General features: G+C 45.1%; 1 pseudogene. It reads left to right on the forward strand.

Annotation, left to right across the window (positions count from 1 at the left end):
• Nucleotides 1–497, forward strand: a pseudogene (locus JHU38_RS12295) (mobilization protein); the annotation flags it as partial.
• Nucleotides 498–556 lie beyond the last annotated feature (59 nt).

Raw genomic sequence — 556 nt, forward strand, 5'->3', positions numbered from 1 at the left:
ATTTGATTTTCAACTATAAAGTTACGAAGAATAAGCGAGATTACCAACTTTTACAGCTTCAGGAGCAGAAGACCGGAGAGCAGCGTCGCATCAGCCTTACGGTGAGCCAAGCTACTGCGGAAAAGGACAAAACCATCCGACTGTTACAAGGTGCGCTGAAAACGAGCCCGGATATTCTGAACATCTTCACAGACATCCTCTATAAAGCAAGTGAAGTCTTCAAACGAGCCATTGATGCAATTATCCATTTCGGTACGGAAAAGCACAAGTCAATCTTCGCCCCATCCGAAGCCGCCGACATCAAGAGCGTTATGCAAGAATATGGGAGAACCACCGAGCAGCAGAAGGCTGTCGGTACATGACTCTGTGGTTATGCGGAACACCTGCAACCCTTTGATGAAATCAGACATCGCCATGCACTCAAAGAGGTTGGCGATGTCGCAGAAGGTCGGTATGGCTGGAAGATTGAGAGAGAACAAAGAGGAATTAAGTTATAATCATATTTATTGCTGTCCGGTAAAACTTAAATAGCATAGATATCCTTTCGGAATTGCCT

The organism is Prevotella illustrans (assembly GCF_017426725.1).
GTDB lineage: Bacteria > Bacteroidota > Bacteroidia > Bacteroidales > Bacteroidaceae > Prevotella > Prevotella illustrans.